This window comes from Mycoplasma leachii PG50 (assembly GCF_000183365.1).
Taxonomy (GTDB): domain Bacteria; phylum Bacillota_I; class Bacilli_A; order Mycoplasmatales; family Mycoplasmataceae; genus Mycoplasma; species Mycoplasma leachii.
In genome coordinates this window covers 105,475-131,511 of the sequence record NC_014751.1, presented here as the reverse complement: position 1 = coordinate 131,511, position 26,037 = coordinate 105,475, and the positions used below count along the sequence as shown (strand labels likewise).

Below are 26,037 nucleotides of genomic sequence, written 5' to 3'. Positions count from 1 at the left end.
CCCCCAATTATTCTTCTTCATTATCTAGTTTAAATGATTTTAAAATATCATTTTCATCAACATAAGTTAAATCTTCAAATTCAGCATCAACATCTTGATCATCAATGTATAAATTATCAGTTTTGATTAGAATTTCATCATCATAATTATCAGCTTCAAAGTCTGTTTTATCATATGCATTAATTACTGATTTTTCACCAGTTTCATCAATCATATACATATTAAATCCTAGACCCATAATTTCTTTTGATAAAACATTAAATGATTCTGGAATTCCAGGTTCAGGAATTCTTTTTGATCTAACAATTGCTTCATAAGTTTTTGAACGACCTTTAATATCATCTGATTTAATTGTTAGAATTTCACGTAGTGTGTGAGCAGCTCCATAAGCTTCTAAAGCTCATACTTCCATTTCTCCAAAACGTTGACCACCATTTTGAGCTTTTCCTCCTAATGGTTGTTGAGTAATTAATGAATAAGGACCAACGTTACGTGTATGTATTTTATCATCAACCATGTGAGATAGTTTTAACATATACATAACTCCAACTGCAATTGGTTTATCAAATGGTTCACCAGTTTGACCATCAATCAAAGTAACTTTACCATAATTTGTCATTCCAGCTTCAATCATTATTTCTTCTAATTCTTTTTCATTTAATCCTTCAAAAACAGGAGTAATAACTTTTTGATTTAATTTTTTAGCAGCCATTCCTAAATGAATTTCTAAAATTTGACCAATATTCATACGTGAAGGAACCCCTTGTGGATTTAAGATAATATCAACTGGTGTTCCATCTTCTAGATGTGGCATGTCTTCAACAGGTAAAATTCTTGAAATAATACCTTTGTTTCCATGTCGACCAGACATTTTATCTCCTTCTTGAATTTTACGTTTTTGAACAACATAAACTTTAATTACTTCTATAATGTCAGCTGGTAATTCAATTCCATCAAGATTTGATGCACTTTTTGCTTTAAAACGTTTAATTGACTGAACAATTCCTTCTCCACCATTTGGAACTCTTAATGAATTATCTTTAACATTTCTAGATTTTTCACCAAATATAGCATGTAATAACTTATCTTCTGGAGAAAGTTGAACTTGTCCTTTTGGAGTTACTTTTCCAACTAAAACATCTCCAACTTTTACTTCAGTACCAATAGCTACAATTCCTTCGGCATCTAAATGTCTTTTAGCTTGTTCTGACATATTAGGAATTTCTCTAGTTACTTCTTCTTGACCTTGTTTTGTATTTCTTACTTCTAAAGTATATTCATCAATATGAATTGAAGTAAAACGATCATCTATAACAATTCTTTCACTCATAACAATAGCATCTTCAAAGTTGTATCCATTATAAGTTGAAAAGGCAACAACAACATTTTGACCAATTGCTAATTCACCTTGATCCATTGATGGACCATCAGCAATAATTTCACCTTTTTTAACAACATCTCCAACTTTAACAATTGGTGATTGAGTTAATGAAGTTCCATTATTTGATCTTTCATAATCTGATAAAATATAAGTTCTAATTCCAGATTCTCCATCAGTAATAATTGTTTTTGAATCAACATATTTAACAATTGCATCTTCTTTTGCAACAATAGCTTCTCCTGAATCACGTGCTGCTTCAAATTCAATACCAGTAGCAACAATTGGTGATTCTGGTTTAATTAAAGGTACTGCTTGACGTTGCATGTTAGCACCCATTAAAGCACGGTTGGCATCATCGTTTTCTAAAAATGGAATACCACTTGTAGCAACTGAAACAATTTGTTTTGGAGAAACATCAATATAGTGAATTTCTTCAACTCTAGCCATATAGTCATCACCATTAAAACGTGAAACTATAATTTCATCTAGAATTTTTCCATTTTCATCTTGATTAACATTAGATTGAGCAATAATAAAGTTTTTTTCTTGATCAGCTGTTAAATATTCAACTTGATCATTTTGAATAATTCCGTTAATAACTTTTCTATATGGAGTTGTAATAAATCCATATTCATTAACTCTTGCATAAGTTGATAAGTTATTAATCAATCCAATATTTGGTCCTTCTGGAGTTTCAATAGGACAAATTCTTCCATAATGAGATGGGTGAACGTCACGTACTTCTAATCCTGCTCTATCTCTTGATAAACCACCAGGTCCTAAAGCTGTTAATCTACGTTTATTAGTTAATTCTGATAATGGATTAATTTGATCCATAAATTGAGACAATTGTGATAAATTAAAGAACTCACCAATAATTGCAGTTAAAGGCTTTGCATTGATAATTGTTGAAGTTTTAACTTTATACAAATCACTTGTAGCTAATTTTTCTTTAACATTTTTATCAATACGGTTTAATCCCATTCTAAATTGATTTTGTAATAATTCACCAACAGTTCTAACTCTTCTATTTCCTAAATTATCAATATCATCAATTTCACCAATGTTATATTTTAAGTTTAATAAATAAGAAACAGTTGATAAAATATCAGCTACTGTTATAAATTCTTCATTAGATGAACTAGTTAAACCAATTAGACAAGTAGTATCAGTTTTTAGTTCACTATCTTTATAAACTCTAATTTTTTGAACTTTTCTAGTTCCTGGAATGTCAGATAAATATTTTAAATCAATACTCATTATATCTTGATCTAAAATATTAGAAATTTTTTGAATATTATTTTTAGTAACTTCAGTACCTTTAGCTATTAATACATTATTATTAGCATCAAGAATATCTTCAGCTATAACTCTATTTAAAATTCTGTTTTTAATAGAAAGTTTTTGTTTTAGTTTAAATCTTCCAGCTTTAGTTAAATCATATTTTCTTTTATTAAATAAAATACTATTAATAAATTTAGAAGCACCTTCACTAGTTGCAGTTTCACCTTGTCTAATCTTTTTATAAATTTCTTGAACTTGATTTGATCAATCTATTTTGAAATCACCAATAATTGAGTCTTGTTGTAAAGTTTCAACTAATACTTCATCATTATCAAAAATATTTAAAATATCATCTTTACTAATACCAAAGGCTAATAATAAAGAAGTAGCTGTAGTTTTTCTTGATTTATCAATTTTTACATATAAAGGATTAATTGCATCATTTCCAATTTTTTTAGAATCAGTTTCGTATTCTAATCAAGTTCCTCTACTTGGAATAATGTCTGCAAAATAAATCATCTCTCCAGTTTTACGATTTAATTCTTTATTAAAATAAGCTCCTGGAGATCTTACTAATTGAGATACAATAACTTTTTGAGAACCATTAATAATAAAAGTTCCAGCTTCTGTCATTAATGGAAAATCACCTAAAAACACTTCACCTGATTTATAAATAGATACATTACAAATCAATGAAGTTTTTTTATCTTCAATAATATCAATTTGAATTAGATCTGGTTTTTCAGATTTTTTAATAGTTATTTCAAAAAAATAAGAATTTTGTGATTGTTGTTTAAATGTTATATTACCATTACCAGTTTTGTCTTCTAGTCAATGAGTTAAAACTTTTAAAGTATCTTCTTGATCAACACCATCAAATTCTTTTTGAATTTCTTCAGTTTTATTAACTGATAATTTTAAATTTGCATAAATTGGGGCATCATAAATTTTTGATTCTTCTCTTGCTTGTCTAACAGATAATCTAGGTTCTTTAAAACCTCAATTTTCTAAAGTTAAAACACTAGATCCATCAAATGATAAAATTGGGAAAAATTCATCTAAAACTTCTTGAATTCCTTTAGTTTTAAATCATTCAAAAGTTTCAGTTTGAATACCAATTAAATTTGGCAAAGAAAGATTCATTGATACTTTAGTATAATCACGACGTTCTACATTACGATTGATTTTTCTAATTTTATAAGCCATTGTATAGTCCTTTCATATTTACTAAATATTTAGATTTTTCTAAATATTTATCAACTAATACATATTTAACAACATGATGATTTGTTGTTTTTAAAACATTATCAAGCACTAGCTTATCTAATGTATTTTTAATTTGTTCTTCATTTAATAACTTAATTTTATTAATTGTTAATAAACTTTTTATGTTATTAAAAGATAAATTTGATGAATTTTCTAAAAATAAAGTTAAAACAATAAAACTAGCATCATCTTCAAATATTCACAACCTTTTTTTATCTTTTATAATTCATTTATAAACACAACTTGCATGGTTATACATATTAATACTTCTTAAATAATCATTGCTTAAAAGATCTATAAGATTATCAGCTTGAAAATCAGTATTAAGATTATTAAATTCTAATAAATAATTATTTAAGTTTTTTAAAAATCAACTAATAGGAATAATTAATTTATTTGAACTATTATGTTGAAATGAAATTCATTGACTAAATAAAGTTATAAATATTAAATTATATTTTTGAAATGGTGAAATCATAATCAAAGTACTAAATAATAAAAAGGTTTGACTATAAGTACAAAGACTATTAACTTGTAAAAAGTTTAAATAATTAAACAAATTTTCTAATTCTTTACTAATTAATTGGCTAGATAAAGCATTGGAAGTTATTGTCTTAGTTTTTGGTGTTCTATAATAATTAGTTTTTAAATCAAGATCAAATTCTAATCCTACTAACAAAATACTTATTAGCATTTCTAAATTATCTTCATTAACTAAAACTTTAGGTTTTTTAATATATTCATAAGCATAAATAACATTAAAAATTAATCTTTCTAAATAATTAGTTGGCCTTTTACCTTTTTTAATTTCTTTAAAAATTTTTAAGACAGTTAAAAAATCTAAATTAGTTTTAGTTTCTATAATCACTAAAAAAGCAAGTTCATAAATTCTTAGTTTTTTTTCAACATCAGATTCTAAAAAAACATCATAAAAAGCTTTTGTATAATAACTTAAAAATCGATCTTTAGATACTTTATCAACAAAATTAAAAGTTAATTTTTGTTTTGTTGAATAAAAAAGTGGTGTTTTGAACATATTATTTTCTAATTTTTTATTGATTTTATTAAGTAATTTGGTATTTAAAAAATAGTCAAAACTCATTAATTTTATCCTTTTATACTTAACCAAAAAATAAGATAGAGTATAGCAGAAGCTCTTAACAACTAAACTACACTCGATTATTTAATTATATTTTTTTTTACTATAAAAAGCAATTAAACACACAAAAACTCACCCATTATGGTGAGTTTAAAATTTATTTAAAAATTCAACTATTTTAAATCAATTGAAGCTCCAGCTTCAACTAATTTAGCTTTCATTTCTTCAGCTTCTTCTGGTTTTACATGTTCTTTAATAGTTACAGGCATTGTTCCATCAACCATTTTTTTAGCATCCATTAAACCAACACCAGTTAATTCTTTAACTACTTTAATAACTGCAACTTTTTGTTGTCCAACAGAAGTCATAACAACTGAAACTTCAGTTGGAGCAGCATTTGCAGCTTCTGCTGGAGCAGCAGCAGCTACACCAACTGATGCAACAACACCAAAATGATCTTCAATAGCTTTAACTAATTCGTTTAATTCGTTTAATTTCATTTCTTCTAATGCTTTAATAATTTCGTCTTTTGTAATTGGCATGATATTAATTCTCCTTTATATTTTTTTAAAAATATTGCTACTAATACATAATAGTTGTATAGCTTATTAATTTCTAGTTTCAGCAACTGCGTTAATAGCAGCCATAACTTTTCTCAATGGGTATAGTAAGCTTGAAGCAAACATTGAGTATAGTTCTTCTTTTGATGGTAATGAAGCAACTTCATTGATTCCAACAGTATCAACAACTTTTCCTTCATAAATACCAGCTTTTAATTTAAGAGCTTCATTTTTTTTAGCAAAATTTGCAACTAATTTAGCTGCGGAAATTGAATCTTCATTTGAAAAAATAAATACATTTTGCTGAGTTAAAAATGGAATTAAATCAACTAAACCTAATTCTTCAGCAGCTCTTCTTACAAGTGAATCTTTATAAACCTTAATATCAATATTTTGATTTAAGGCTTGAACTCTTAATTCAGTCATTTTAGCAACTGTTAAATGCTTGTATTCAGCAATTGCAACACCTTGAGCACTCTTAATTTTTGAAACAATTTCAGCAACTATTTCAGCTTTACGTGCATGAGCAGGTCTTGAATTTGACATTTATACTCCTCCTTTATTAAATAAAATAAAAACCTTGGCTAGTAACACTAAACCAAGGACAAAACAAAAAAATGTTTTTTAAAACAAGTCTTTTCCTCGGTAACATAATTAAGGGAATAACCCCGTTACTGTCTTAGGTATTAATAGCAATATAATAATATCATTTATTTTTAATATGTTTATATTTATTTACAAAAAAACAACTCATATCCCCCCGCTACCATAAACACGGACTAAAAATTTTGGAAAAATATTCAAAAAAAAGACGAGATAATGGTTTCATCCTGTCTTCTATATATAGAACATATTTCTGGAATTCTTTATTTATTTCTTTCTCAAGCTTCTGATACTTCTTTTTTGTATCCATATGTCTTATCGAAAATATTACTTGAATTTTTGAATACATTCTCTTTAATTTTTCATTTTGACAAGTTTTGTGAAAATTTAACCGCAGAAAGAAACATTTCACCTAATCTATTAACATTCTGAACGTTTCAGTTGTCTATTTTTCCATTAAAAGATTCTGCACCTAGAAACATTGATTCCATATCTATTACACTAGAAACATTTCATTTATCTAAATGTTGGTTAAATTTCTTCGCTTCATGAAACATATAAGACATTTGAGCTACTTTAGATACATTTCACGAATTAAGAGATTGGTTAAAATTTTCTGCACCAGCAAATAAACCTGCCATACTTTTTACATTTTCAGTATTTCAATTTGATATGTCTTGATCAAAATTTGTTGCATCTTAAAACATTTCATCCATTAATTCTACATTAGAAACATCTCATTTATCTAAGTTTAAAACTTTTTCTAATTTAAAGCCTCTAAATGCATTTTTTAGACTTTTAATTTTCAAAGGTAGATGTTCTGGAACTTCTATTGTATTTCCTGGCATTTTATGTATTTCTATTACTTTTTCACCATTATTAGAATATTCATCTCTCGGTTTTGATGAATAACCTATTTGAGTAATAACTACTTTATTATTTAGATTTGAAAACTGGTCATCTTGATCTGTAATGATATTTCCTTTATCATTTTCAATATAATATTTTGTAGCCACTCTATCCATTAAAACTTTTCCCAGTTGTACTTCGAATTCATGAGTCCCTAAACGTAATTTAACATTATTTTCTGGGATATTTTCACCCTCTTTAAAAGTTTTATTTTCATTTTTATTTGCCAGTTCTAAGTTTTCAATTCCTTTTTCTTTAGCAAAAACTTTTATTTGGTCTAAGAAGTCTTTACGAGTGTGAAACGTTGCAAATGCGTCTTCTTGTTTTTTTACAATAGCTTTTATGACCTCAGAATTCTTTTTATCATTTTCAGTATTTATTGGTTTTGATTCATTTTTTTGATTTTCTTCATTATTTTTATCTTTTTTATCTTCTTTTTTAGTTTCTTCAGTAGGTTTAGTATCTGGAGTTTTTTGCAAAGTTTTATCACCACAAGCAATTACTGCAGCACTAGTTGTTGCAACTAAACCAACAGATCCTAATATTGTTAATAATTTTTTCATATAATATCCTTTACAATTGGTTGTTTATCTTTTTATAAGACACATTATATATATATATATATATATATATATATAATGTCAATATATTTTTGAAACAGGTGCTGTTTAGAACATTATGATAAATAACTATTAAATACATATTTTTTTTTAATTAAAACTAGCAATTCCCCCTGCTACCATAAACACAGACTAAAAATTTTCAATATCATAACAGGATTGTTTTCTGAATTGTACAGCAGACAATCCTTTTAATTTTTCTTTTATTTTTATGTTATTGAATCAATAAATATATTTGTGTATTGATCTAATTAATTCTTGTATTGAATTGTATTTTTCACCATAATAAATTTCTTGTTTTAACAGATCAAAAAAATTTTCTATTATAGCATTATCTAAACAATTACCTTTTCTAGACATACTTTGAGTTATGTTATTTTCTTCTAGTGTTTTAACTCAGCTAATATGTTGATAATGAAATCCTTGATCAGAATGAACTATCAAACCATTAGTATTTTTAACTTTTCTAAGTGCTTTTCTCAACATAGAATTAGTTAAGTTTAAATTAGGACTTGTATGAATTGAATATGAGACAATTTCACCATTATAAAGATCAATGATTGGTGATAAATATAGCTTTTGATCATTAACCCTAAACTCTGTTACATCAGTACATCAAACTCTATTTGCTTCTGGTGAGTAAAAATTTCTTTTTAAAACATTATCAGCAATTTTTCCAACAGTTCCCTTATAAGAACTATATTGTCTATTTTTTGTTCTAAATTTAATGCATTGAATGCCAAGTTCTTTAGTTAACCTTAAAATTTTCTTATGATTTACAATATATCTTTTTTGATTTTAAGGCCATTTTTAGCCTTCTATAGTCATATCTTTCAAATGATTTGTAGAAAATATCAATAATCATTTTCTTTAATTCTTTATCTTTGTCTATTGGATTTTCTAATTTATATTTTCATTCATAAAAAGAGGATTTAGGCAATTGAGCTATTTTTAATAAAACACAAACTTTGACATTTTTATAGATTTTTAACATTTTTAAAACTACTTTTGTTTTTTCCTTGTTGATTTTTGTTTTGTCAGCAAGGTGTGGAACCTTTTTCAGAATTCAGCCTCCAACTTATAGTATTCAACTTGTTCTTTTAATTCCTTAATCTGTTGTTCATTGTTAATTTCTACTTGAGATTTCTTTATTTTAGTTAGTTTTTTATTAGGGTTTTTCATATTTTTCTTAGGTCTTCCTATATTATTATTTAACCTTAAAAATCCATATTCTTTATACTTTTTAAATCATCCAGCTATAGTTGATGAATAAACAATATTAAATTTTCTTGCAATTTCATCATAAGACTGATTAGTTTTAAGTTTATATAATACAATTTTGAGTTTTGATTTTGGACTATAATAAGATTTTTTATCCTTATTAATAAGTCCTTCGATTCCGAATGCTTCAAATCTATTAACTAAATTTTTTACAGTTCAATCTGAAATATTATACTTATTTGCTAAATAAGTGCTCCTTTTTACATTAAGTTTTTTAGCTTCTTTAACAATTTTTAACTTTTTTTCTAAATCTAATTTGGACATATAAAAACCCCATTTCCTGGATTTTTAGTCTGGAATATGGGATTTGGGGGAGTTTTTTATACTATGAACTAGTTTGAAAAAACAATAAAATTTTAATTTATGCAAAATTAAATTTGCTGTTAGAAGATTTTAAGTATATAAAGTTTTATAATTACTAATTAATTGTTATTATTTTAGAATCAGAAGCTAGTGAATTTTTTTGAGGTTTCACCCTTATTTCATAACTTCCACGAGATGGTTTTTCTATTTTAATTCCTATAATGTCTACTCAGTTATTAGTACCCACTATACAATACTGCATTGATGGATCCACACCAATAATATCTCCATTATAATATTTAACTTTTATATCTAAATCTGCTGGTTTAGTTGTGTGAATAACTTGAACTTCAGAAGCTTCTTTTGCATCTGTTGGTTTAACACGTACTGATATAAATTTTGCACCAACATTATCTAATTTAATTTCTGTTCTATCTCCAACATCTTTTCATTCATCATATAATAAACGATATTGGATTGTATTATTTACACCTTTTAGAACCACTGATTCATTATCGACACCTTCTAAGTATGCATTTGGTTTGTTGTTTCTAGATACATTAAAATTAAATTCTTTTTCTTTTACATCAAAGTTATATCCGTTTTTGAATATAGATGCTTTAACTTTAGCAATACCTATTTCATTAAAGTTTCCTAATTGAACGTATGTAGCATTTGAATTGTTTTCAATTTTTCTAATAAAAGCACCAGCTATATCAAAATTATTAGCATCTAATGTTACACCATCTTTAAGACCTTCTATTTTTAATCTATTTTGTTCAGCTGTAACAGTTAGTTGCATTTGGTTTTGACCAATTGGTTTTATATTATTTTTAAATTCAAAAGTAACTCTATTTAAATTACGATTAATTTCTGTTTTATCTCGTTGAATTTGCAAATTTAAATTATCTGTAATAAATTTTTTAAGTTCTTCTATTTTAATAGAGTTGCCATAATATTGGAATGATATAACCTTTGAATCTGGATTTTCAAGCCTAGATTTTTCAATAATTTTCTCAACGTTTTTTAAACTAGTGATAAAATTTCTGGCTTTACTAAAACGATATTTAGTTCCCATATTTTGGGTTGGATGAATAAATTCTCTTCCAGATCCAAAATCATCATTATTTAATAAGAATCAATTGTAATTAGTTAAACCAATTTTGTCTTTTCCTTGCACTCTTCCTCATGTTGAATCAATATGGTATCAACCATCATCTAACTCAACAAGGTTTCAAATATGCTTAACACCTCCGACAACACCTTCAATTGCCTTGTTAGGGATTCCTAAGTGATCCATAAACATCTTAAATGACATAGTATAACCTGTACATACTGCCTCTTTTTCAATAATTCCTGCATAAGCAGTTTGGTCAGCAGAAAAAGAATCAAATCGTTCTACATAATTAATATTTTTAGTAATCCATTGATAAGTTTTTAGTATTTTTTCATAATCAGAATATTTTTCCCAACCTTGTGTAATTTTTTTAACTTCATCTAAAGCTATTTGTTCTTGTTCTTTTGCTGTTGAAGTAAATTCACTTAAAACAGTAACTACATTTCTAAATAAATAACCCTTGTGTTCAGCTCATATCTCAATATTTTTAGTATCGGGTGAGTTAAATTTAAGACCAGTTAGTGTTCCGTCATCATCTAGTTGGAGCACTCTACCTTCATAGTCAGTGTTAGATTTATAAACTTCTTGTGGTGAATAGTTGTCTTTAAGATATCAATTAACACCCTGAACTACTTCATTGTTTTGATCAACAAGTTTTAAATGTAATTTATTTTGAGTCTTAGAGTTTAGTGGTGCGTCATTACCTATAATTTTGAAATTAGGATGTGAGTAGTAATTATAAGTAGTTTTTTTAGTATCTAGAATCTTGTCCTTAACTGTTTGAAAATCATTATTTGAAGGTAAAAATGGCTCTATATGTTGTTGTGGATGAATTACATTAATTGGTGGTTGGTTATATGTTGGTTTATTAATACCATCACTAGATGGTGTTGCTTGAGTATCATTTTTAGAATCGTTATCTATTAAATCTTGATGATTTATGTCATTAGATTCATCATATTTGTTTTTATCTGAAGCATTATTAGTTGGTGTATTTGTATTATTTGATGAGAAATTAGCATTATTTTGTTTTCAAATATAATTTGTTGATAAAGTTGTAAGACCAAGTGAACTAGATCCAACAATTGATAATAATTTCAATAAGAATTTCATAGTATCACGCCCTTAGATTTTTTATACATTTGTAAATCACAAAAATTATATAGCTACTAAAAAAGTAAAGAAAAACATTATAAGTATTTCATAAAAATATTAAGAAAACTTAATAATAGATTAATTAAACACTTATAAGATTTATAGAAAGTTATATAGCTAAATAATATAAATAAAAATAATACTAGATTATTTTATTTAGATAAATCTTGATTAAACGAAATCGTTTATCTAAATATACTAGACACATTAGTTATATTTAAAACACACCCTTATAAAACTAGGACAAAATATTTGAATAAACATAATTATTTGTCCAAATATTTTGTCCTAGTTTACATATATGAGTTGTTTTATTATTAAAATTGAACTTTGATACCAGGACCCATTGTTGTTGATAAAGTTATGTTTTTGATGTAATCACCTTTTACAGTTTGAGGTTTAACTCTTCTAATTTCATCAATAACAGCTTTAAAATTTTCTTCTAATTTTTCAGATTCAAATGAAACTTTACCAATAATTAAATGAATATTTCCTTCTTTATCAGCACGATATTCAACTTTTCCTTTTTTAATATCATCAACTGCTTTAGCAACATCAATAGTTACAGTTCCAGTTTTTGGATTTGGCATTAATCCTTTAGGACCTAAAATTTTACCGATTGCTCCTAATTTTGCCATCATTTCTGGAGTAGCAACAATAATATCAAAATCAAATCAATTTTCATTTTTAATTCTGTTAATTAATTCTTCTCCACCAACAATATCAGCTTTTGCTTGTTCAGCTTCTTTAGTTTTAGTATTAGTTAAAACTAAAACTCTTTGAGTTTTTCCAGTTCCTGCAGGTAAAACCACAGCACCACGAATTTGTTGATCAGCTTTTCTTGGGTCAATATTTAGATTAAATGCAACTTCAACTGTTGAATCAAATTTAGTTGTAGAAGTTTGTTTTGCTAAATCTAAAGCTTCATTCAATGGATAAACTTTATTTTTTTCAACTTTACTTAAAGCTTCTTTGAATCTTTTACTGATTTTAGCCATTATTTAAAGTCCTCCATACCTGTAACTTTAATCCCCATATTTTTAGCTGTTCCTATAATTTGTTTCATAGCTGCTTCAATATTATTTGCATTTAAATCAGGCATTTTATATTCAGCAATAGATCTAATATCATCTAATGTAACAGTTGCAACAGTTTGAGTTTTAGAATTACTTGCTCCTTTTTCAATCTTTGCAACTTTTTTTAACATATATGCAGCTGGAGTAGTTTTTAAAACAAAATCAAATGATTTGTCATCATATGCAGTAATAACAACAGGAACTACATCTCCTGCTCTATCTTTAGTAGCATCATTAAATTCTCTTGTAAATGCAGGCATATTAATTCCTAGTGAAGCTAACTCTGCACCGGGTTTTGCTTGCATAGCCATGAATTCTAATTTAGCTATACGTGTGATTTTTTTAGCCACGAATTTGTTCTCCTTATTTTTTTAAGGTCGTTTTTTATCCGCTGTGGTTCATATGAATTATAAAAATAAAGTTCTCCCACAATAAAAATCGCCTAAGAATTATTATACATTTTTTATGTAAAAAATGATTAATTAAATTACTAATTAATATTAATAAAGAAAAAAGGTACTTAAATAAGCACCTAAATTAGTTTAGTATAACTAGTTGTTTGATGATGTTTTTTCAACTTTAGTTTTTATTAAATCTAAAAACTCTTCTTTCAAATCTTCTCTTTCTAAACCAAAATCTAAAATAGCATCAAGATAACCTAGTTTATTTCCAATATCATATCTTGAACCATCAATTATCTTAGCATAACATTCAGATTCATCCATTGTTTTTAAAATTGAATCAGTTAGTTGGATTTCACCACTTTTATCTTTTATTTTCATATCTAAATATTTAAATATTTCAGGTAATAAAACATATCTACCACCAATTGCAATATTACTTGGAGAATTTTCTGGTTCTGGCTTTTCAACAACTAAATCAACTTTATAAACATCTTCTGAAATTTGATTACCTTGACAAATTCCATATTTTTTACTATTTTGTTTATCAATATAAATAGTACCAAGAACATTTTGATGATACCTATCATAAATATCTATTAATTGTTTAATAGCTGGGGTTTTACATTTAAATAAATCATCACCTAACAACACAGCAAATGGTTCATCTTTTATAAAATCTTTTGCTAAAGAAATAGCATGTCCTAAACCAAGTTGTTCTTCTTGAATTAGATAATAAATTGTTGCGTTATATTTTTCACTTATTAGTTGTAATTCACTTATCTTATTTTTTTCTGTTAAAAAGTATTCTAATTCAATATTTCTACTAAAATGGTTGACTATGTGATTTTTTCCAGCACGTATTATAATTAAAATTTCTTCAATTCCACTATTTATTGCTTCTTGAACAATAAATTCTATAGCAGGTTTATCTATTATAGGTAGCATTTCTTTTGCTTGTGATTTAGTAAAAGGTAAAAATCTAGTACCAAATCCAGCGCAAGGAATGATGGCTTTTCTTATTTTCATAGTTAAAAGCTCCTTTTAGTTTTACTTAATTTTTCTTCTTTATCATTCATTTTAAAATTAGATAAAACAATAATAAATGGTGTTAATGCTAAAGGAACAGTAATTATTAAAGTAGGTACAACCGTTCCTCATGAAAAGTAAATTAAAAGTGATATACAAAATGAAAATATCAATGGTTCAATTGAATGCAATATCACATATCTTAGTGGTATTTTATTTTTATCTTTTGGTGTTACTAAAAACACTGCTTTTTTATTAAAAAAACCAAGAATAACAGTTCTTATCATCATAGGTGTTAGACTAGTGTAGTTAATAATTGAAACAATAAAAAAAGGAATTACAAAAAAGATTTTTTTAGATTTTGCATAAACAAAGAAATTTGGAATAACTGGAGATATTAAAAATAATAAAGACATTGATAATAAAGCGATTCTGTATGGATCTATTCTATATTCTAAAAATCCTAACAATGATGTATTAATAATTAGTATCAAACTAAACATAGGAACAATAGGTAAAGAATAGTGAGATAATTTAATATCTAATTTTTCATATCATTTATATGATGATTTTTTAATATTTTTAGAATATTTTTTCATATACTCAACATTACCTTGAGTTCACTTGCACTGTCTTTTTTTTAAAGAAATATAATCATTTGGAAATTCTTCTTTACAAAATATATTAAAAGCATATGCTATTTTATAACCAGCATCTTTTACTTCAATAGCAAAGGCAATATCTTCAGCTACAATATGTGGAAATCCATTAGTTTTTTTATAACATTCTTTACTAATCATCATCCCATGTCCTAGTAATGAATTTGAACCATAAAAATTTTTCATTACTTGAGTCACTAAAGAATTACTATCGATTGATAATCCTAATAAATATTGATAAAAATTGTTTGGCTTTGCAGCTAAATGTACTGCTTGTACAACACCAATATTTTGATCATATTGAAAGTATTTTAAGGATTCAGAAATAAAGTTATTTGGTAATATTTCATCACTATCTAAAACAACAAAATAATCATAATCATTATTTTTTAAATAGTTATTTAGATTACCTGCTTTAAAACCTTCTCTGTTTTTTCTTCTTATTACTTTTATATTATGTTTTTTACTAAACTCATCTATTTTAGAAATATATTCTAGTTTAGTACTATCATCTAATATTACAATTTCATAATTTATATGATCTTGAAACATAGATTTTTTTAAAGCATTTGGGTCAAAATCATCACAAGTACAATATAAAAACACAACTTTTTTATTTTTAAATTCCTCAGTTAAAACAGATTTAACTATAGGATCATATTTTTTTAATATTGATTTTTTTCTAATTATAAAAATTAAAGAATACACAAAATCTTTAATACTATTTAATCAAAAATAAGAAAGAATTATCGAGTTAATTCACAAAACAATCATTATAAGAATCTTATTGTATAGCTTTAAATCGCTTTGTCTTATAAAAAGCATTACTGAACTAGTTGCTACAGAAGCAATAATAAGACAGTTACATATTGTTCAAAAACCAATAATCAAACTATAAACGCTTGAATTCTTTTTCATATATTTATCCTCGATTCTTTTTTGCCTCTGGTCTATACAACTACAAAAATAATTCTAATTAATTTTACAATATCTTTTTTTAAAAAAAAAAAAAAATCTAAATTATTTTTTTACATTACTTGCTATTTGCATTTTAAAGTCTGAATTAAATAAAAACAAATTGACTAATAAATTAGTATAAAAACAAAACTAATTATTTTTAATTAAAATTATATTTTAAAAATGTATTATATAATTTATTTATATGTCTGATTAGCGCAACTGGCAGAGCAACTGACTCTTAATCAGTGGGTTGTGGGTTCGATTCCCACATCAGGCACCATTTTTGATAACACAAAAAAAGACTTTTAAGTCTTTTTTATTTTATACTTTAAAATTATAAATAGGAGATAAAAAATGAATAGTCAGTTTATCGCTTTGTTTTGTGATTTTAAGTATTTAACTGCTAAACTTTTAAATAAATTTAATAAAAATCAACTAATTATTTTTGGATATAGTTTAAATAAAAATGATTTTGATTATATTTGTTCAGATTATCAATTAAAAATATTTAAAGATCAAAAATATCAGTTTATTGATTTAAATAATTGAGATTTTACTTGATTAATTAATAAATATCAATTCACAAAAGTTTATATTACAAAAAGTTTTAAAAAAATGAATAATATTGAAAATATTTTTCCTAATACTTATATAGAAGATGATTTAACAGATATTAATAATGCAAAACAAGCTTTAATTAATGCTGATATAAATAGTTTTTATAACATAGCGGGTTTTAATTATACATTTAGTGGAATTGTAACTCATTGTAATCATTTAGGAAGAACTATTAATTTTCCAACAGCAAACATTTTAACTAATGACAGTTTAGTAATTAAAAATGGTGTTTATTTAGTAAAAGTAATAATAGATGATAAAAATATACAATTTGGTATGGGTGATCATTGAATAAATAGAAATAATTTAAAAGTTTTTGAAACTTATATATTTAACTTTAGTAATGATATTTACAATAGTAAAATTACTTTTGAATTACTAGATTATATAAGAGACAATCAAAAAATAAATAGTTTAGAGCAATTAAAAACATTATTAAATAATGACAAAAAAGAGTGTTTAAAAAGATTGGAGAAATATAATGGATAAAATTTTACTAGGTTGTCATGTTAGTATGAATAAACAAAATAATTATTTAGTTGGAAGTGTTAATGAAGCTATTAGTTATAAAGCAAATACTTTTATGATCTTTACAGGCCCTCCACAAAGCACACTAAGAACTAATACTAATCATTTATATATTAATCAAATGCATGAATTAATGAATAGTTATAAAATTGATGCAAAAGATCTAGTAGTACATGCTCCTTATATTATTAATATTGCAAATAGTGTTGATCAAAACAAGTGAAAATTTGCTGTAGATTTTTTAATTCAAGAAATTAAAAGATGTGAAGAAATTAAAATACCAACTTTAGTATTACACCCTGGTTCTCATACTACTGGAAATTATAAAGATTCATTAAATCAAATCATTAAAGCTTTAGATATAGTAAGTAATTATCAAGTTAATGTAAAAATTGCTTTAGAAACTATGAGTGGTAAAGGTACTGAAGTTTGTTCTAGATTAGAAGATTTTAAATACATTTTAGATAATGTTAAAAATAAAGATAAGGTTGGAGTTTGTTTAGATACTTGTCACTTACATGATGCTGGTTATGATTTAAGTAAATGAACTAAGTTTAAAGAACAAATCAAACAAAATTTTAGTTTAGATAAAGTTTTATGTATTCACTTAAATGATTCAAAAAATATGATTAGCTCACATAAAGATAGACATGCAAATATTGGTTATGGTTATGTTGGTTTTGATACATTAGTTAACGTGGTTTTTGATAAAGATTTTTCTAATATTTCAAAAATATTAGAAACACCTTATATAGACAAAAAAGCTCCTTATAAAATAGAAATTGAAGATTTATTAAATAAGACATTTACAAATAGGTTATAGTTCTAATTTAATTAGAAAGGGATTATATGAAGAAATTATTATCAATAATAACAGGTTTTTCATTAGTTATTAGTCCTAGTTTATTTGCTATAAGTTGTTCACCAAAAGTTCAAATTAATAATAGTTTTTCTGACATAACATCAATAAAAAATACTAAAGCTTTTAAAAACAACCAAGCATTTATAAGTAGAAATGAACTAAAGGAAATAGTTAGTGAAACTACAACAACAAATGGGGTAAATAATAGTGGAACAACTACAAGTGGGGTTCAAACTAATCATAAAAACTATGCAACAAATAGACTAAAAGCTTTAGCTGCTGATAGCTTTACTAAAAACAAACAACAAGCTTGAGAGAGTTTAAAAAAAGTTAGAATGACTTTTTATAAAAAAGTTGAACCTACTGCTATAAATGTTTTAGGATATGAAGAAATTAAAAAAGAAACAGTTGATAAATTAGAAAAAGATCTTAAAACTATATTTTTAGTATTTAAAGATAATAATAAAGAAAGTGAAAAACTAGAAGTTGAATTATTATCTGAGATTAATAGCAATAATCAAATTGTAAAAGATGGTGTTCTTTATTTAGAACACTTAGAAAAACCAGAAAATCTTAAGTTAGCAAATCAAAAAAGCATTGTTGAAGTTTTAAGAAAATATTTTTATCTTATTCCTAACCTTTTAAACAATTCTAAAGAAAATACTGCTCAAAAGAATAATAGTTTAAAAGAAACTGAATTTTTTAACAATATAATAAAAGATCTATCATCATATTTAGCTAATGCAGTTAAATATTTTAATTCTGAGTCTGGTGTAGTTTTAACAAATCCTAATTTTTCATATAAAACTAGAAGCAAGCAAATTTATGAATATATAACTAAAAATAAAAAAGACGATTTATACACAAGATTATCAAAAGTATTTTCATCAGAATTTAACAAAATAGACTTTATAGATGTTTTTAAGGATTTTGAATTTGATAAAGATGATATTAAAAACAATAGTAATGATAAAAAAATAATTACAAAAATAATCAAATCTTCACCAACAAATTCATCATCTTCATCAACTACTACAAGTTCAGCTACCACTAGATAAAAGGAGAAAATATGGAAACTAAAATAAGTTTTTCTAAAAAAAGAAAACTACTGATCCAAGCCTTTTATAAATATCAATTATTAAATGCTAGTATAGATTATATTTATCAAGATGTATTAGATGATGTTCAAAATTTCAATAATAAAAAATTACTTTTTGAAATTAATCTTATTGCTGAAAAGCAAGTTGATCTTATTAATCATATAAACATAAATATTTCTTTAAATTGAAAATGAGATAGAATTCCTGCTGTTATTAGAGCTATTTTGATAGTTGGAACATATGAAATTTTATATACAGATACTCCAAAACCAGTTACTATTAATGAAATGGTTAATTATGTAAAAGAAATTGAACCTGATTTTGATTACAAGTTTGTTAATGCAGTATTAGATAAAATAATTAAATAAAATGAAAACGATTTTATCAGTTCAACAGTTAAATGAAAGCTTAAAAACTTTTATAGAAGAGCCAGATTATTTTAAAAATATTTATGTAAAAGGTGAATTGTCTAATTTAACTTTTAATAAATCAGGACACGTTTATTTTTCAATAAAAGATCAAAATGCTGCAATTAATTGTATGATGTGAAAATCTAATACACAAAAATTAGAATCTTTGAATTTAGAAGATGGTGTGCAAATAATTTGTCATGGAAGATTAACTTATTATATACCAACAGGAAGAGTTAGTTTTGAAGTAAAAGATATTCAAATTTATGGCATTGGTGATCTACAAAAAATTTATGAACAAAGATATAAAGATCTAAAACAAGCAGGATGATTTGATCAAAGTCTAAAAAAACCACTTCCTGAATTTATAAAAAATGTTGGAATTATTACAGCTAGTTCTGGAGCTGCAATTCATGACTTAATTACAACAATTCATAGAAGACTACCTTTAATTAATATTTATTTATTTCCAGCTCAAGTTCAAGGTGCTCAATCTGAAATAGATATTGCAAATAAAATAAAACAAGCTAATGATTTTAAAGTTAAATTAGATGTTTTAATAGTTGGAAGAGGCGGGGGAAGTTATGAAGATCTTTGAGCTTTTAATGAACTTGTGCTATTACAAGCGATTAAAGATAGTAAAATTCCTATAATTAGTGCTGTGGGTCATGAACCTGATGTTGTTCTATCAGATTTTGTAGCTGACATTAGAGCAGCAACTCCAACTGCTGCAGGAGAACTTGTAAGTAAAGATATTAATGAAATTAAAAATAGATTAAAACATTATTATCAAACAAGTAAAACTTTAATATGAAATAAATTAAAATTAACCAATCAAGAGTTAATTAATTTTAAAGAAAATCAAATTAAATTCATAAATAATTATTTATCTAATCAATATTTAGAACTTAAACAATTAAGTATTTATAATCCAAACTTAGTTAAAAATAAAATAACTTCATTAATTGATAAATTAGATGATAATAAGCATTTTGTTTTTGAATCAATTAAAAAAATTATAATTTTACAAAATAAAGAAATTAATAGTTATTTAAGTATAAATAAGCAAAAAATATCTGATTATTTAAAAAAACAAATTACTGATTTTAATTTTGCAATATCTAGTTTTAAAGGTTTAATTAGCCAAAAAATAAAATTTGAAGAATTAAGTTTTATTTCACTTGAAAAGCAAGTTAATTTACTAAACCCTTTAAAACCTTTAAAAAATGGTTTTAGTATAATTACTAATTTAAATGATCAAAAAATAACATCATACAAACAAGTAAAAATAAATGAAGATCTAAAAGTTTTTCTATCTGATAGTAAACTAGTAGTAACTATAAAAGAGGTAAAGATTAATGAATAATGAAAATAAAAGTTATGATGAACTAATTTCTGAAATTAAAGAAGATACTAAAAAACTATCAAGTAATGAAATTTCAGTTGAACAAGCTATGGAAATTTTTGAACAAAACATTAAAAAAATTAAACTAGCAAAAGAAAAATTAACTCAATATAAAGGTCAAATTAATAAAGTAATGCAAGATGATGAGTTAGAAGAATTTAAAGACTAATGAAATTAAGATTAGATGAATATATTTATAAAAACAATTTAACACAATCAAGAAGTAAAGCAAAAGAACATATTGTTAACAAAAGGGATGTTTATGTTAATAATATAAATATTATAAAACCTAGTTTTTTAGTTAATAATAATGATGTTGTTGAAATTAGAACAACAAAATTAGAATATGTTTCAAGAGCTTATGAAAAACTAGAAAAAGCTATAAATAAATGAAATATCGATCTGACTAATAAAGTTTGTTTAGACATTGGAGCTTCAACTGGTGGGTTTACTCAATGTTGTTTAGAAAATAATGCTAAATTAGTTTATGCAGTTGATGTTGGAACAGATCAATTACATCCATCACTTTTAAATAACAAAAAAGTTATTAATATGAGTCAATATAATTTTAAAAACGCTAAAAAACAAGAATTTTTAGAAAATATTAATTTTATTTGTTGTGATGTAAGTTTTATTTCTTTAGAAAAAATTTTTATACCTTTAAAAGATATAGTTGAATTTAATACAATTGGAGTATTTTTAATAAAACCTCAATTTGAATCTCAACCACAAAATATTAAAAATGGAAGAATTAATTCTAAATTAGATCATAAACAAGCAATTTTAAAAGTAATTAGTTATGCAAATAACAACAGTTTTGATGTAATTAATTTAGATTATTCTCCAATTTTAGGAAATAAAAAACAAAACATTGAATATTTAGCTTATATTATTAAAAAAGAAAATAATTATAAAATCTGAAAAGAAGAACAAATTAATCAACTAGTAAATATAGCTTGAAAAGAATTAAAAAAATAGGTTATTCTAATAACCTATTTTTTTGTATATAAAACTCTAATTGATAAAAATCACTAATAGCTAAATCGGGTTTTTTTCTTTTAATTGATTTATTTTGACTTCTTCTAATTCTTAAAATATCTCTTATATTAGTTTTATCTCTTTTTAAAACTCTAAAAATAGATTTTAATAAACTAGATTTAACTTTAACAATTAAATCTAAATTAGTTAAGTTTAATTCAAATAATAAAGCAGCTTCAATAATGTAATTAGTATTTGGATTGTTTTTGATTTCTTTTTGGATTTGTTTACTAATTAGTGGTCATAATAAGCTATCAACTTGTTGCTTTAATTTTTTATTTGTAAATAGTGTTTTTCTTAAATATTTTTTATCTACTTTATCATCTCTAATGATGTTATTATCAATTTCAAATAATTTAGATTTAATTTCTTGATTTTCTAATATTTTTTTACTTACATCATCTGCGTTAATTATTTTAAATTCAGGATGAAAATTTATAAATTTATTTGAAATATAAGTTTTACCAGATCCAATTTTTCCATAAATACCAATTATCATTTTATACACCATGCATTCTAAGCTGTTTTTCAGCTGAAATTTCAGTTACTGTTATAATTAAGTTATTTTGTTTATTAACTACAAAAAAGATATTAGTATTAGAAGCTGAAATATAAATTTCGTTACCTGACATAAAACTTTTAGTTGAATTTCTAATATGTTCTAAACAGATTTCTTTTACTTCATAATCTTTTTTATCTTTTAGTTTAAGCCTTTCTTTAGCTCTTTGCAAGCCATGATAACTAAAACTAAAATTATGTCTATAATAATAACTCATAACAGCTCCACTAATAATATAAAATTCAGATATTCACCTATATTATTGTACTTATTTAGAACTATATTTTTATCTAAATTAATTCTTAATAAATAATTTGTTTAACTTTTTAACAAAAAGGGTGATTTTGCCGTTAATTTTAAAAAGTTTATCAGAAAGTAACAAGTTATAATATTTTTTATAAATTTGAGCTATAAAATAATAGTTTTATGATTAGTATTTTTAAAAATGATGTTGATTTTTTACAAGATTTATTACACTTTCTAGACTAAAATTTAACAAAAAGGGTGATTTTGCCGTTAATTTTAAAAAGTTTATCAGAAAGTAACAAGTTATAATATTTTTTATAAATTTGAGCTATAAAATAATAGTTTTATGATTAGTATTTTTAAAAATGATGTTGATTTTTTACAAGATTTATTACACTTTCTAGACTAAAATTTAACAAAAAGGGTGATTTTGCCGTTAATTTTAAAAAGTTCTTTGGAAAGTGATATAAAAACAAGATAAAATTTAATAAAAGAGGTAATTTTGCCGTTAATTTTAAAAAGTTTATTGAAAAACAATAAAAAGAAACTCTGAAGAGGTGTTTATGGAAATAAAAAGAGATTTTTATTTAAATATGCTTATAGAAAAAATGAACAATAAAAAAGTAAAAATTATTACAGGGATAAGAAGATCGGGTAAATCATATATACTTTTCAAATTATTTTATAATTACTTACTTTCTAAACAAGTAGAAAAAGATCAAATTATTACTATTGCACTAGATGATATAGACTTTTTAGAGTATAGACAACCCTTAAAATTAAATGAATATATAAAATCTAGAATAATAGATGAAAACAAACAATACTATGTGCTTATTGATGAAATACAATATTGTGAAATAATTAAAAATCCTTATTTTCAAAATAGTAGTTATGATGTTAGTTTTGTTGATGTGTTATTAAGTTTAGTTAAAAAAGATAATGTTGATGTTTATGTAACAGGAAGTAACTCTAAGATGCTATCAACTGATGTTTTTACTCAATTTAGGGGACGTGGTGATGAAATTTATGTTAGTCCTTTATCTTTTTTTGAAATACAAGATCTTTTTGAAGATAAAAAACAAGCTTTAAATCATTATATGTTATATGGTGGATTACCTGAAGTTTATAATATTCAGCTAGACAAGAAAAAAACTGAGTATTTAAAAGATTTATTTGAAAAAATTTATATTAAAGATATATTAGATAGACATAATATTTATAAGGACAAACTAATACTAGAAACTTTATTAAATTTTATTTCTTCTTCAATAGGTTCACTTACAAATCCAAATAAATTATCTAGAAGATTTTTATCTAGTATGGAAATAAAAATATCTTCTAGCACCATTTCTAATTACTTAGATTATTTTGAAGAGTCTTTTATTATTTTTAAAGCTCAAAGATATGATGTTAAAGGAGGTAAATATTTTACTACACCTTTAAAATATTACTTTACTGATATTGGATTAAGAAACGCTTGATTAAACTTTAAACAAAACGAAGAATCACATATTATGGAAAACATTATTTATAATGATTTAATAAGAAGAGGATATAGTGTAGATGTTGGTGTTGTTGAAATCAGACAAAAAGATGGTGAAGCGTTAAAAAGAGCACAATTAGAAATCGATTTTATTGTTAATATATCTCACCAAAGATACTATATTCAGTCAGCTTTAAATGTTGATACACTAGAAAAACGCCAACAAGAAACGCAATCATTAATAAATGTAAATGATTCGTTTAAAAAGATAGTTATTGTTAAAGAAAATATAATTCCAAGACATGATGATAATGGAATATTATACGTAGGACTAGAAAAATTTTTATTAGATGATAGTTTTTTAGATAGTCTAATATAAAACTTTTTATACTAAGATATTTAACTATTAATTTTATTACATAAAAAATATATGGAATTTCTGACTATAAACATATAATAAATTAATCACTAAAGTATTTAAGCATATTTAAATATTGTACTTGTTTTAAACTATATTTTTATACTTTAGGATTAAAACTAAAATAGTTATTAATAAATAATTTGTTTAACTTTTTAACAAAAAGGGTAATTTTGCCCTTAATTTTAAAAAGTTTATTAGAAAGTAATGAAAATACGTATCTTTTTTATATTAAAAAGAACTGCTAAAAGCAATTCTATAAGTTCAATGCCTCAGGATCTAGTAAAAATTTTTAGATCAATGTACAAAACACACAATATCAAATCTTTCTACAAAAAATTTATATGGAATTCCATTGTTTTTTTAACTTGTTTTTATAAATTCATATTATTAGATTTACTAATATAAAATTACAATAATCAAAGGCTTAGACTCTATAACATAAGAATTAGACTAGCGTTGCTCATAAAAGTGAGGCGAGTTTTATTTTTTTTAAATTTAAAAAGAAACATAAATTAAAGACCAAATTCACAACTTCTTCAAGCTTAAATAAATTGAAATATTTTTATAATTATAATAAAAAACTATCCATAAAATATTAGGTCAGAATTCTGACCTAATTATTTTTATCCATTGCAATTTTGATTTAATTTTGTAGCTAAAAACGATTTTTAAATATTTCACTTATAAAAATACACTTATAATTGTGAAATTATAGATAAAAAATATTATTCTTAAAAAAACGATAGTTACATACTTTCAATTAATAAATTGTATGCATGTGTATAACAAAAAGCATACTAAAAATAAGAGACAATTAATTGAATGTAATTTTATATTAAATTATATCTTCTTGACTTAATGTTAAAAAGTTGGTGATGATATACATCATATAAAAATTATTAATAAAACACAATTATTAGCTAATAAAAATTTAAAGATTTATTCTAATAAAAGATAAATTTTAGTCATTAAGTCTTTTAGTATTGGTATTGTTTAACAAGAGAAAATAACAATATTATTTTCTATTCTGAACTCTCTAATTACCATTAATCAATATAAGTCAGCTTTATAGAAGAAAAATAAAAACTTGGATAAGAGAGTAAAATTACCTTAATTTTTTTTAAATAGTTATCAATATTAAACGAAGGACTTTATTTGAAATGAAATAAATTATAAATTAAATGTAGAATGGACTTGTAAAAATAATTACAAGAATCACAGGAATTGGTTCTATATTTATAAAAATGATACAAATAAGTAGATACTTAATTATCATCTTATTATTCTTTATATAAAAAAATACTGGATAACTAATTCAATTGATACTAAACATCAAAAAAGATATCTATTTTAAACTATAGATATCTTTTTTTATAATTGTTCAAGTTCTTTAATCATTGGATTAATTTTTTTTAATTTTTTTGTTTTTGATGAAGAATTTTATGTTTTTTTATTATTAAAAAAGTTTACTCTTTTATATGAAAATAATAATTAATTAAGTACATTTCAAATATTTATAATAAAAAAGATTAATTTATAAAATTATGCTTTTACATATAAAAAATTTAATATAAACATTTTTTGCAAATAAACAATGTAAGTTATAGAAAATTAGGTTGGGATTCCGACCTGATTTACAAATAGTATTTTTTAATCCATTA

At 24.0% G+C, this 26,037-nt stretch carries 21 protein-coding genes, 1 tRNA gene, 1 pseudogene and 1 other annotated feature; of the genes and pseudogenes, 9 read left to right on the top strand and 14 right to left on the bottom strand.

Going from position 1 to position 26,037, the window contains the following annotated elements:
• Nucleotides 1-7 precede the first annotated feature (7 nt).
• The 12 genes and pseudogenes from rpoB to MSB_RS00510 all read right to left on the bottom strand — a co-directional run bounded on the left by rpoB (nucleotide 8) and on the right by MSB_RS00510 (nucleotide 15,661).
• Nucleotides 8-3,871 carry a DNA-directed RNA polymerase subunit beta gene (gene rpoB / locus MSB_RS00575; protein ID WP_013447435.1) on the bottom strand — a complete coding sequence of 1,288 codons (3,864 nt, stop codon included), beginning with the start codon at nucleotides 3,869-3,871 and terminating at the stop codon, nucleotides 8-10.
• A complete protein-coding gene (locus MSB_RS00570; RefSeq protein ID WP_013447434.1) occupies nucleotides 3,861-5,033 on the bottom strand; it encodes a hypothetical protein in 1,173 nt (390 codons plus the stop codon). The genes rpoB and MSB_RS00570 overlap by 11 nt, the downstream gene beginning before the upstream one ends.
• Before the next feature lie 170 nt (nucleotides 5,034-5,203).
• On the bottom strand, nucleotides 5,204-5,572 hold the full coding sequence (gene rplL / locus MSB_RS00565; protein ID WP_013447433.1) for a 50S ribosomal protein L7/L12: 369 nt from the start codon (nucleotides 5,570-5,572) through the stop codon (nucleotides 5,204-5,206).
• Between the two features lie 66 nt (nucleotides 5,573-5,638).
• Nucleotides 5,639-6,136: a 50S ribosomal protein L10 gene (rplJ, locus tag MSB_RS00560; protein ID WP_013447432.1), complete on the bottom strand. Its 498-nt coding sequence runs from the start codon at nucleotides 6,134-6,136 to the stop codon at nucleotides 5,639-5,641.
• A gap of 17 nt (nucleotides 6,137-6,153) precedes the next feature.
• Nucleotides 6,154-6,292, bottom strand: a sequence feature (ribosomal protein L10 leader region).
• Nucleotides 6,293-6,456: 164 nt separating this feature from the next.
• Nucleotides 6,457-6,867 (bottom strand): BspA family leucine-rich repeat surface protein, encoded by a 411-nt coding sequence (locus MSB_RS00555; protein WP_274376977.1) that lies wholly within the window; start codon nucleotides 6,865-6,867, stop codon nucleotides 6,457-6,459.
• A gap of 24 nt (nucleotides 6,868-6,891) precedes the next feature.
• Nucleotides 6,892-7,665, bottom strand: a complete 774-nt coding sequence (locus MSB_RS04865; protein WP_013447430.1) for a lipoprotein — start codon at nucleotides 7,663-7,665, stop codon at nucleotides 6,892-6,894.
• Between the two features lie 189 nt (nucleotides 7,666-7,854).
• Nucleotides 7,855-9,267 (bottom strand): annotated as a pseudogene (locus MSB_RS04685) (IS3 family transposase).
• A gap of 154 nt (nucleotides 9,268-9,421) precedes the next feature.
• Nucleotides 9,422-11,536, bottom strand: coding sequence for an MAG6410 family transglutaminase-related lipoprotein (locus MSB_RS00530; RefSeq protein ID WP_013447426.1), 2,115 nt, complete (start codon nucleotides 11,534-11,536; stop codon nucleotides 9,422-9,424).
• Between the two features lie 359 nt (nucleotides 11,537-11,895).
• Nucleotides 11,896-12,576: a 50S ribosomal protein L1 gene (gene rplA, locus MSB_RS00525; protein ID WP_013447425.1), complete on the bottom strand. Its 681-nt coding sequence runs from the start codon at nucleotides 12,574-12,576 to the stop codon at nucleotides 11,896-11,898.
• Nucleotides 12,576-13,004: a 50S ribosomal protein L11 gene (gene rplK, locus MSB_RS00520; RefSeq protein ID WP_013447424.1), complete on the bottom strand. Its 429-nt coding sequence runs from the start codon at nucleotides 13,002-13,004 to the stop codon at nucleotides 12,576-12,578. The genes rplA and rplK overlap by 1 nt, the downstream gene beginning before the upstream one ends.
• 201 nt (nucleotides 13,005-13,205) lie before the next feature.
• A complete protein-coding gene (locus MSB_RS00515; protein ID WP_013447423.1) occupies nucleotides 13,206-14,084 on the bottom strand; it encodes a UTP--glucose-1-phosphate uridylyltransferase in 879 nt (292 codons plus the stop codon).
• Between the two features lie 2 nt (nucleotides 14,085-14,086).
• Nucleotides 14,087-15,661, bottom strand: a complete 1,575-nt coding sequence (locus MSB_RS00510; RefSeq protein ID WP_013447422.1) for a glycosyltransferase — start codon at nucleotides 15,659-15,661, stop codon at nucleotides 14,087-14,089.
• A 246-nt stretch (nucleotides 15,662-15,907) separates the two neighbouring features.
• On the opposite strand from MSB_RS00510, the gene MSB_RS00505 reads away from it, so the two are divergent.
• From MSB_RS00505 to MSB_RS00470, 8 genes are all read left to right on the top strand, one after another.
• Nucleotides 15,908-15,983: transfer RNA gene (locus tag MSB_RS00505), tRNA-Lys, on the top strand.
• 74 nt (nucleotides 15,984-16,057) lie between these two features.
• Nucleotides 16,058-16,810, top strand: a complete 753-nt coding sequence (locus tag MSB_RS00500) for a riboflavin kinase (protein ID WP_013447421.1) — start codon at nucleotides 16,058-16,060, stop codon at nucleotides 16,808-16,810.
• Nucleotides 16,803-17,672 (top strand): deoxyribonuclease IV, encoded by an 870-nt coding sequence (locus MSB_RS00495; RefSeq protein ID WP_013447420.1) that lies wholly within the window; start codon nucleotides 16,803-16,805, stop codon nucleotides 17,670-17,672. The genes MSB_RS00500 and MSB_RS00495 overlap by 8 nt, the downstream gene beginning before the upstream one ends.
• A gap of 26 nt (nucleotides 17,673-17,698) precedes the next feature.
• Nucleotides 17,699-18,769 carry a lipoprotein gene (locus MSB_RS00490; protein WP_013447419.1) on the top strand — a complete coding sequence of 357 codons (1,071 nt, stop codon included), beginning with the start codon at nucleotides 17,699-17,701 and terminating at the stop codon, nucleotides 18,767-18,769.
• Between the two features lie 11 nt (nucleotides 18,770-18,780).
• Nucleotides 18,781-19,179: a transcription antitermination factor NusB gene (gene nusB, locus MSB_RS00485; RefSeq protein ID WP_013447418.1), complete on the top strand. Its 399-nt coding sequence runs from the start codon at nucleotides 18,781-18,783 to the stop codon at nucleotides 19,177-19,179.
• Nucleotide 19,180: 1 nt separating this feature from the next.
• Nucleotides 19,181-20,587 (top strand): exodeoxyribonuclease VII large subunit, encoded by a 1,407-nt coding sequence (gene xseA, locus MSB_RS00480; RefSeq protein WP_013447417.1) that lies wholly within the window; start codon nucleotides 19,181-19,183, stop codon nucleotides 20,585-20,587.
• Nucleotides 20,580-20,795 (top strand): exodeoxyribonuclease VII small subunit, encoded by a 216-nt coding sequence (gene xseB, locus MSB_RS00475; RefSeq protein WP_011386957.1) that lies wholly within the window; start codon nucleotides 20,580-20,582, stop codon nucleotides 20,793-20,795. Before xseA ends, xseB begins: the two co-directional genes overlap by 8 nt.
• The gene (locus MSB_RS00470; RefSeq protein ID WP_013447416.1) at nucleotides 20,795-21,604 is read left to right on the top strand and encodes a TlyA family RNA methyltransferase; all 810 of its coding nucleotides are present in this window, start codon (nucleotides 20,795-20,797) and stop codon (nucleotides 21,602-21,604) included. The genes xseB and MSB_RS00470 overlap by 1 nt, the downstream gene beginning before the upstream one ends.
• Nucleotide 21,605: 1 nt before the next feature.
• On the opposite strand, the gene coaE is transcribed toward MSB_RS00470, so the two are convergent.
• Both coaE and MSB_RS00460 read right to left on the bottom strand, forming a co-directional pair.
• The gene (gene coaE, locus MSB_RS00465) at nucleotides 21,606-22,163 is read right to left on the bottom strand and encodes a dephospho-CoA kinase (RefSeq protein ID WP_013447415.1); all 558 of its coding nucleotides are present in this window, start codon (nucleotides 22,161-22,163) and stop codon (nucleotides 21,606-21,608) included.
• 1 nt (nucleotide 22,164) lies between these two features.
• Entirely contained in the window at nucleotides 22,165-22,440 is a 276-nt protein-coding gene (locus tag MSB_RS00460; protein WP_011166305.1) for a hypothetical protein, read from the bottom strand.
• 592 nt (nucleotides 22,441-23,032) lie between these two features.
• Between MSB_RS00460 and MSB_RS00455 the strand changes: the two genes are divergently transcribed.
• A complete protein-coding gene (locus MSB_RS00455; protein WP_013447414.1) occupies nucleotides 23,033-24,334 on the top strand; it encodes an ATP-binding protein in 1,302 nt (433 codons plus the stop codon).
• Nucleotides 24,335-26,037: the final 1,703 nt, after the last annotated feature.